The sequence below is a fragment of the Streptomyces sp. NPDC035033 genome (genome assembly GCF_040636735.1).
In the GTDB taxonomy this organism is placed as follows: domain Bacteria; phylum Actinomycetota; class Actinomycetes; order Streptomycetales; family Streptomycetaceae; genus Streptomyces.
Genome location: NZ_JBEZUZ010000173.1, coordinates 1 through 6525, shown reverse-complemented (window position 1 = coordinate 6525; position 6525 = coordinate 1). Strand labels below are relative to the sequence as shown.

The 6525-nt window shown below is 73.3% G+C and carries 6 protein-coding genes; 1 reads left to right on the top strand and 5 read right to left on the bottom strand.

Annotation, left to right across the window (positions count from 1 at the left end; all coding sequences use genetic code 11):
- From AB0E83_RS34645 to AB0E83_RS34625, 5 genes are all read right to left on the bottom strand, one after another.
- Positions 1 to 305 (bottom strand): hypothetical protein (locus AB0E83_RS34645; RefSeq protein ID WP_362120677.1); only part of this gene is annotated, 305 nt, incomplete at its 3' end.
- Positions 306 to 574: 269 nt separating this feature from the next.
- Complete coding sequence (locus tag AB0E83_RS34640; RefSeq protein ID WP_362120675.1) at positions 575 to 1669, bottom strand: HAMP domain-containing sensor histidine kinase; 1095 nt, start codon at positions 1667 to 1669, stop codon at positions 575 to 577.
- Entirely contained in the window at positions 1666 to 2403 is a 738-nt protein-coding gene (locus AB0E83_RS34635) for a response regulator transcription factor (protein ID WP_282693356.1), read from the bottom strand. Before AB0E83_RS34635 ends, AB0E83_RS34640 begins: the two co-directional genes overlap by 4 nt.
- 60 nt (positions 2404 to 2463) lie before the next feature.
- On the bottom strand, positions 2464 to 3147 hold the full coding sequence (locus AB0E83_RS34630; protein ID WP_362120673.1) for a spermidine synthase: 684 nt from the start codon (positions 3145 to 3147) through the stop codon (positions 2464 to 2466).
- 155 nt (positions 3148 to 3302) lie between these two features.
- Complete coding sequence (locus AB0E83_RS34625; protein WP_362120671.1) at positions 3303 to 3809, bottom strand: hypothetical protein; 507 nt, start codon at positions 3807 to 3809, stop codon at positions 3303 to 3305.
- 195 nt (positions 3810 to 4004) lie between these two features.
- Here AB0E83_RS34625 and lon point away from each other — a divergent pair, with 195 nt between their 5' ends.
- Positions 4005 to 6416, top strand: a complete 2412-nt coding sequence (gene lon, locus AB0E83_RS34620) for an endopeptidase La (RefSeq protein ID WP_362120669.1) — start codon at positions 4005 to 4007, stop codon at positions 6414 to 6416.
- Positions 6417 to 6525 lie beyond the last annotated feature (109 nt).

Below are 6525 nucleotides of genomic sequence, written 5' to 3'. Positions count from 1 at the left end.
TCGCCGACCTCGACCGGGTCGCCCTCGGCAAGATCTTCAGCGACTACCGCAGCTCGCTCCCCGAGGAGCGCCGCCTCCTCCTCGACCGCTACCGCGGCCGGGGCGGACGGGGTCTCCGCCGCACCCGGCTTGTAGTCGGCGAAGAAGTCCCACCAGGCACGATCGACCGAATTCGGGTCCTGGAGGTACTGCTGGTAAATCTCGTCGACGAGCCACTCATTGGCACCGAAGGCGGCTGCGGGGCTCACGCCACGCCCGTCTTGGTCGGCCGGGGAGCTCGGGGTACTGGGGGACTGAGACGACACGGCGGCAACCGCCCTCTTCCGCTTCGCAAGGTGATGGACAGCGGAAATAAAGGCTACGCCTGTCCGGGCGGGACGTGCAGGCCGGGCACTCCAACGTCGCGCAAGTCACACTTGACGAGGTGTTTCGACGCTGTGAATGGCGGGAAACAAGCGTGGTTCCGCATGTGTGAGGGTACGGAAAAGCGCGGCTACGGCCGTCTTCGGCCGCATCCCTGACCACGTCCTGCCCGTGTACACGCAGAACGTTCGCTTCCGGTTCGAACCCTACGTCAATCCCGGAAGGGGAGGCTGCCCGGAAGGGTGACGCGGATGCGGCACCCGCGTGAGGATTCGGCCACTCCGATCCCGCCACCGTGCAGGTCCACGGCCCAGCGCGCGATCGCGAGGCCGAGGCCGGTGCCCCCGTCGCTCCCCGGCCCCTGGCGGTCCGGGGCCGCGCCCCGGTTGAACCGCTCGAAGACCTTGTGCCGCTCCGCCTCCGGGATGCCCGGCCCCTCGTCCTCGACCAGCAGCTCCAGCGAATCCGGGTACGGGCCGCGCCGGGCCCGCACCGTCACCCGCCCGTGCGGCGGGGAGTGCTTCACCGCGTTGTCGATCAGGTTCGCCATCACCTGGTGCAGCCGCTCCACGTCGGCGTACGCCGTCAGGTCGGACGGCTGCACGTCCAGGTGCAGGTGGACGTCGGTGCGCCGGTGCAGCCCGGACGTCGACGGCAGTCCGCGCTGCGCCGCCGCCAGGTTCGCCTCCCGCAGCACCCCCGACAGGTAGGGCCACACCTCGAAACGGCGGGCCCGCAGCTGTACGACACCGTTGTCGAGCCGTGACAGGTCCAGCAGCGTCTCCACCAGCCGGCCCAGCCGCTCGGTCTGCTTCAGCGCCGAGCGCATGGTCTCCGGATCGGCCTCCGAGACCCCGTCGACCACGTTCTCCAGGACCGCCCGCAGCGCCGCGATCGGCGTGCGCAGCTCGTGCGAGACGTTGGCGACCAGCTCCTTGCGGTGCCGGTCCACCGCCTCCAGGTCGTCCGCCATGCGGTTGATCGTCGAGGCCAGGTCGCCCAGCTCGTCGCGCCGGTCCGCGCCCCGCACCCGCCGCGAGAAGTCGCCGCGCGAGATCGACCCCGCCACCGTGTTCATCTCGTCCAGCGGCGCCGTCAGCGACTGCGCCACGAACTGCGTGATCAGCAGCGTCGCGATCATCGCGAAGATCGTGATGTACCGGAACTCGGTGGACGTGCGGATCGCCACCAGGGCCAGGCCGGAGGTCAGCAGCACCGCGCCGACGACCAGCGCCCCCAGCTTCGTCTTGATCGAGATCGCGATCCGGCGCCTGGACCCCCCCGGGCGCCGCCCCGGCCGGTTCACGGCGCCGGGGTCTCCAGCGCGTACCCGACGCCGTGCACCGTACGGATCCGCTCGGCGCCGATCTTCCGGCGCAGCGCCTTGATGTGGCTGTCCACGGTCCGGGTGCCGGAGGCGTCCGCCCAGTCCCACACCTCGGCGAGCAGCTGCTCCCGGGAGAGCACCGCGCGCGGGGTGTTGGCCAGACAGACCAGCAGGTCGAACTCGGTCGGCGTCAGGTGGACGTCCTCGGCCCGCACCCGGACCCGGCGCTGCGCGTGGTCGATCTCCAGTTCGCCCAGGCGGAGGATCCCGCTGCGCGGGGTGACGGCGGCGAGCGCGGCCCGCTCCACCCGGCGCAGCAGCACGTGCACGCGGGCGGCCAGCTCACGCATGGAGAAAGGCTTCGTCATGTAGTCGTCGGCACCGACGCCCAGCCCGACCAGCATGTCGGTCTCGTCGTCCCGGGCGGTGAGCATCAGCACCGGCACCGGGCGCTGGGCCTGCACCCGGCGGCAGACCTCCAGGCCGTCGAAGCCGGGCAGCATCACGTCGAGGACCATCAGGTCCGGCTGCCACGCCTCGGCCGCCTCGACGGCGGCCGGGCCGTCGGTGGCCGTCTGCACGAGGAAGCCCTCGGCCCGCAGCCGGGCGGAGACCGCCTCCACGATGGTCGCGTCGTCCTCGACGACCAGGACGCGCCGCTGGGCCCCCGGAGTCGCCGCCGCACCGTGGTGAGTGGTGTGTGTCTGCTCCATTGCCCCGCCTCGCGTCGCCGATGTCGGTGCAGCAGCCTAGAGGTACCGACCGCGTCCCGGCTACGCAGGCCGGATGCCGAGGTGGACCACGTCAGGGACGCCCCGGGCAACGGGGATCTCTTCCGTCCGTACCCCGCTGAATCCGGCATTCCGCAAGGACTCTTCGAAATCGCCGGACGGTCGCGCGGACCACACGGCGAGCACCCCGCCGGGGTTCAGCCGGGCCGCGCAGGACGCCAAACCCCTTGCCCCGTACAGGGATTCGTTGTCCTCGGTGACGGTCCAGTCCGGACCGTTGTCGATGTCCAGGCAGAGCGCGTCGTAGGTGTCGGAGGAGGTCTCCAGGTACTCCACCAGATCCGTGTGCAGGATCACGGCCCGCTCGTCCGCGAGGGCGCGCCCGGAGATCGAGGCGAGCGGACCCCGCCGGTGCCAGTCGATGATCGCCTCCTCCCGCTCGACCACCGCGATCCGGCCCCAGCGCGGGTCGGCGGCGGCGTGCGCCAGGGAGAAGCCGACGCCGAGGCCGCCGATCAGGACGGACGCGCCCACGCGCGCGTGCTCGGGCAGCGCCCCCATGGCCGCGTCGACGAGCAGCCGCTCGGAGCGTCCGTCGGAGGTGTCCATCAGGAAGGTGCCGTTGGCGATGATCTCGAAGTCGGTGCGGTCCTCGGCGTCCCGCCGGCGCAGGACGACTTCGCCGTACGGGCCCTCGCGGCGGTCGAGGGTGACGGGGCCGTTCATGATCACTCCGTGTCTCGTCGTAGGGATTACGGGTCGACCCGGCCATCCTCGCGGAGCGCGGACGGCCGGGACAAACACGTTACGGAGTCACGGGGTGACGCGGAGGCGGTACGGAAGGGGTGCGGCGGCCCCGCGCCGCGCGGTTCCCGACGGCCTCAGGGGGCGGTCGGGGGGCCGCCTCCGGGGAGGGCGTCGAAGACGCGCTGGAGGGCGGCGGGCCGCTCGCGGTCGCCCGCGACGACGAGCCGGTGGTCGTACGTCACGGAGTACTGGAACCCGTCGGCGACGGGCGGCCCGTCCGGCCGCTCGGGCACGCGCGCGTAGGCGGGGTCCTCCAGGGCGGCGCGCAGCTCGGCCAGCTCGGCGGCGGTCATCCGCCCGGTGCGCGGCTCCCCGCTCCTGGACCGGACGGTCCAGCTCCCGTCCTCGCGCACCACGAGCAGGTTGTCCACCCCCGCGAACCCGCCCGTCACCCGGACCTCGACCAGCACGGCCCCGGACCGCGGGTCCGTCGCGACCGCCCCCGTCGTGGCCCCGCCCCGGTCCGGCGGGGCCGGGGCGTCCGCGTCGGCGCACCCGGCCACCCCGACGACCAGCGCCGCCACCACCGCCGGCACCGCGCCCCAGGCGCGCCCGCGCCCTCGCTCCACAGCACTCTCCATGCGCCCGAGCATGCCCGGCGACCCGCTCCCGCGCAGCCGGAACACGCCGCCCCGCCGGGGCCGGAACGCCGCGCCGCCCGCCCCCTTCCGCGCCGCCGGCCCATGATCGCTCACAGCGAACAAGGTCCGGGGAACAATCCCGCGCTCATATGCATTGAGTCGGCATAGCTCAACTTGACTGCCGAAGGGGAGATCATGGCTTCTGAGTCCAAGCCGTCCGTGCCGCTGACGCTGCCTGTGCTGCCGCTCGACGACGAGGTCGTGCTGCCCGGGATGGTGGTGCCGCTGGACCTGTCGGACAACGACGTGCGGGCCGCGGTGGAGGCCGCGCAGGCCGCCGCCCGCGGGGCGAGCGGGAAGCCGCGGGTGCTGCTGGTGCCGCGGGTGGACGGGACGTACGCCGCGACCGGCGCGCTCGGGATCGTCGAGCAGGTCGGCCGGCTGGCCGACGGGGACCCGGGAGCGCTGATCCGGGGCATCGGACGGGTGCGGATCGGGGCCGGGACGACCGGGCCCGGCGCCGCCCTGTGGGTCGAGGGGAAGGTCGTCGAGGAGACCGTGCCCGAACCGCTGCCCGGCGCCGTGACCGAGCTCGTCAAGGAGTACAAGGCGCTCGCCACCAGCTGGCTGAAGAAGCGCGGCGCCTGGCAGGTCGTCGACCGGGTGCAGCAGATCGACGGCGTCGGCGCCCTCGCCGACAACTCCGGGTACTCGCCCTTCCTCACCGTCGAGCAGAAGGTCGCGCTCCTGGAGACCGCCGACCCCGTCGCCCGGCTGAAGCTCGCCACCGCCCAGCTCCGCGAGCACCTCGCCGAGCAGGACGTCGCCGAGACCATCGCCAAGGACGTCCAGGAGGGCGTCGACAAGCAGCAGCGCGAGTTCCTGCTCCGCCGCCAGCTCGAAGCCGTCCGCAAGGAGCTGCGCGAGCTCAACGGCGAGAAGGACGGCGAGGAGTCCGACGACTACCGCGCCCGCGTGGAGGCCGCCGACCTGCCCGAGACGGTCCGCGAGGCCGCCCTCAAGGAGGTCGACAAGCTGGAGCGGTCCAGCGACCAGTCGCCCGAGGGCTCCTGGATCCGGACCTGGCTCGACACCGTCCTCGAACTGCCGTGGAACGAGCGGACCGAGGACCGGTACGACATCCAGGGCGCCAAGGCCGTCCTCGACGCCGAGCACGCCGGCCTGGAGGACGTGAAGGAGCGCATCACCGAGTACCTGGCCGTCCGCAAGCGGCGCTCCGAGCGCGGGCTCGGCGTCGTCGGCGGCCGGCGCGGCGGCGCCGTCCTCGCGCTCGTCGGCCCGCCCGGCGTCGGCAAGACCTCGCTCGGCGAGTCCGTCGCCCACGCCATGGGCCGGAAGTTCGTCCGGGTCGCCCTCGGCGGCGTCCGCGACGAGGCCGAGATCCGCGGCCACCGGCGGACGTACGTGGGCGCCCTGCCCGGCCGGATCGTCCGCGCGATCAAGGAGGCCGGGTCCATGAACCCGGTCGTGCTCCTCGACGAGATCGACAAGGTCGGCTCCGACTTCCGCGGCGACCCCGCCGCGGCCCTCCTCGAAGTCCTCGACCCCGCGCAGAACCACACCTTCCGCGACCACTACCTGGAGGTCGAGCTCGACCTCTCCGACGTCGTCTTCCTGGCGACCGCCAACGTCCTGGAGGCTATCCCCGAGGCCCTGCTCGACCGCATGGAGCTGGTCCGCCTCGACGGCTACACCGAGGACGAGAAGGTCGTCATCGCCCGCGACCACCTGCTGCCCCGGCAGCTGGAGCGGGCCGGTCTGGAGGCCGGCGAGGTGACCGTCGACGAGGCCGCGCTGCGGAAGCTGGCCGGCGAGTACACCCGCGAGGCCGGCGTCCGCACCCTGGAGCGGTCCATCGCCCGGCTGCTCCGCAAGGTCGCGGCCCAGCACGAACTCGGCGACCGCGAGCTGCCGTTCACGGTCACGCCCGAGGAGCTGCGGCCCCTCATCGGGCGTCCGCACCACGTGCCCGAGTCCGCGCAGGACCCGGCCGAGCGGCGTACCGCCGTCCCCGGCGTGGCCACCGGCCTCGCGGTGACCGGCGCCGGCGGCGACGTCCTCTTCGTGGAGGCGTCCCTCGCCGACCCGGAGACCGGCGCCGCCGGCCTGACCCTCACCGGTCAGCTGGGCGACGTGATGAAGGAGTCCGCGCAGATCGCGCTCTCCTTCCTCCGCTCGCACGGCGCGGAGCTGGAACTGCCCGTCACCGGCCTCAAGGACCGCGGCGTGCACATCCACTTCCCGGCGGGCGCGGTGCCGAAGGACGGCCCGAGCGCGGGCATCACCATGACGACCGCGCTGGCCTCGCTGCTCAGCGGCCGGCTGGTCCGCACCGACGTGGCCATGACCGGCGAGGTCTCCCTCACCGGGCGGGTGCTGCCCATCGGCGGGCTGAAGCAGAAGCTGCTCGCCGCCCACCGGGCCGGCATCACCACGGTGGTCATCCCCAAGCGGAACGAGGCCGACCTGGACGACGTCCCGGCCGAGGTCCTGGAGAAGCTGGAGGTCCACCCGGTGACGGACGTCCGCCAGGTCCTGGAGATCGCCCTGGCCCCGGCGGAGGTCCCGGTCGCGGCCGCGGCCTGACCCCCGGCACCGACGAGGCCCCCGGTACGCGCGCGCGTACCGGGGGCCCCGCGCGTCCGCCCCGGAAGCGCGCTCACGCCGGGATCGCGTTCACGCCGGGGGGAGTTCG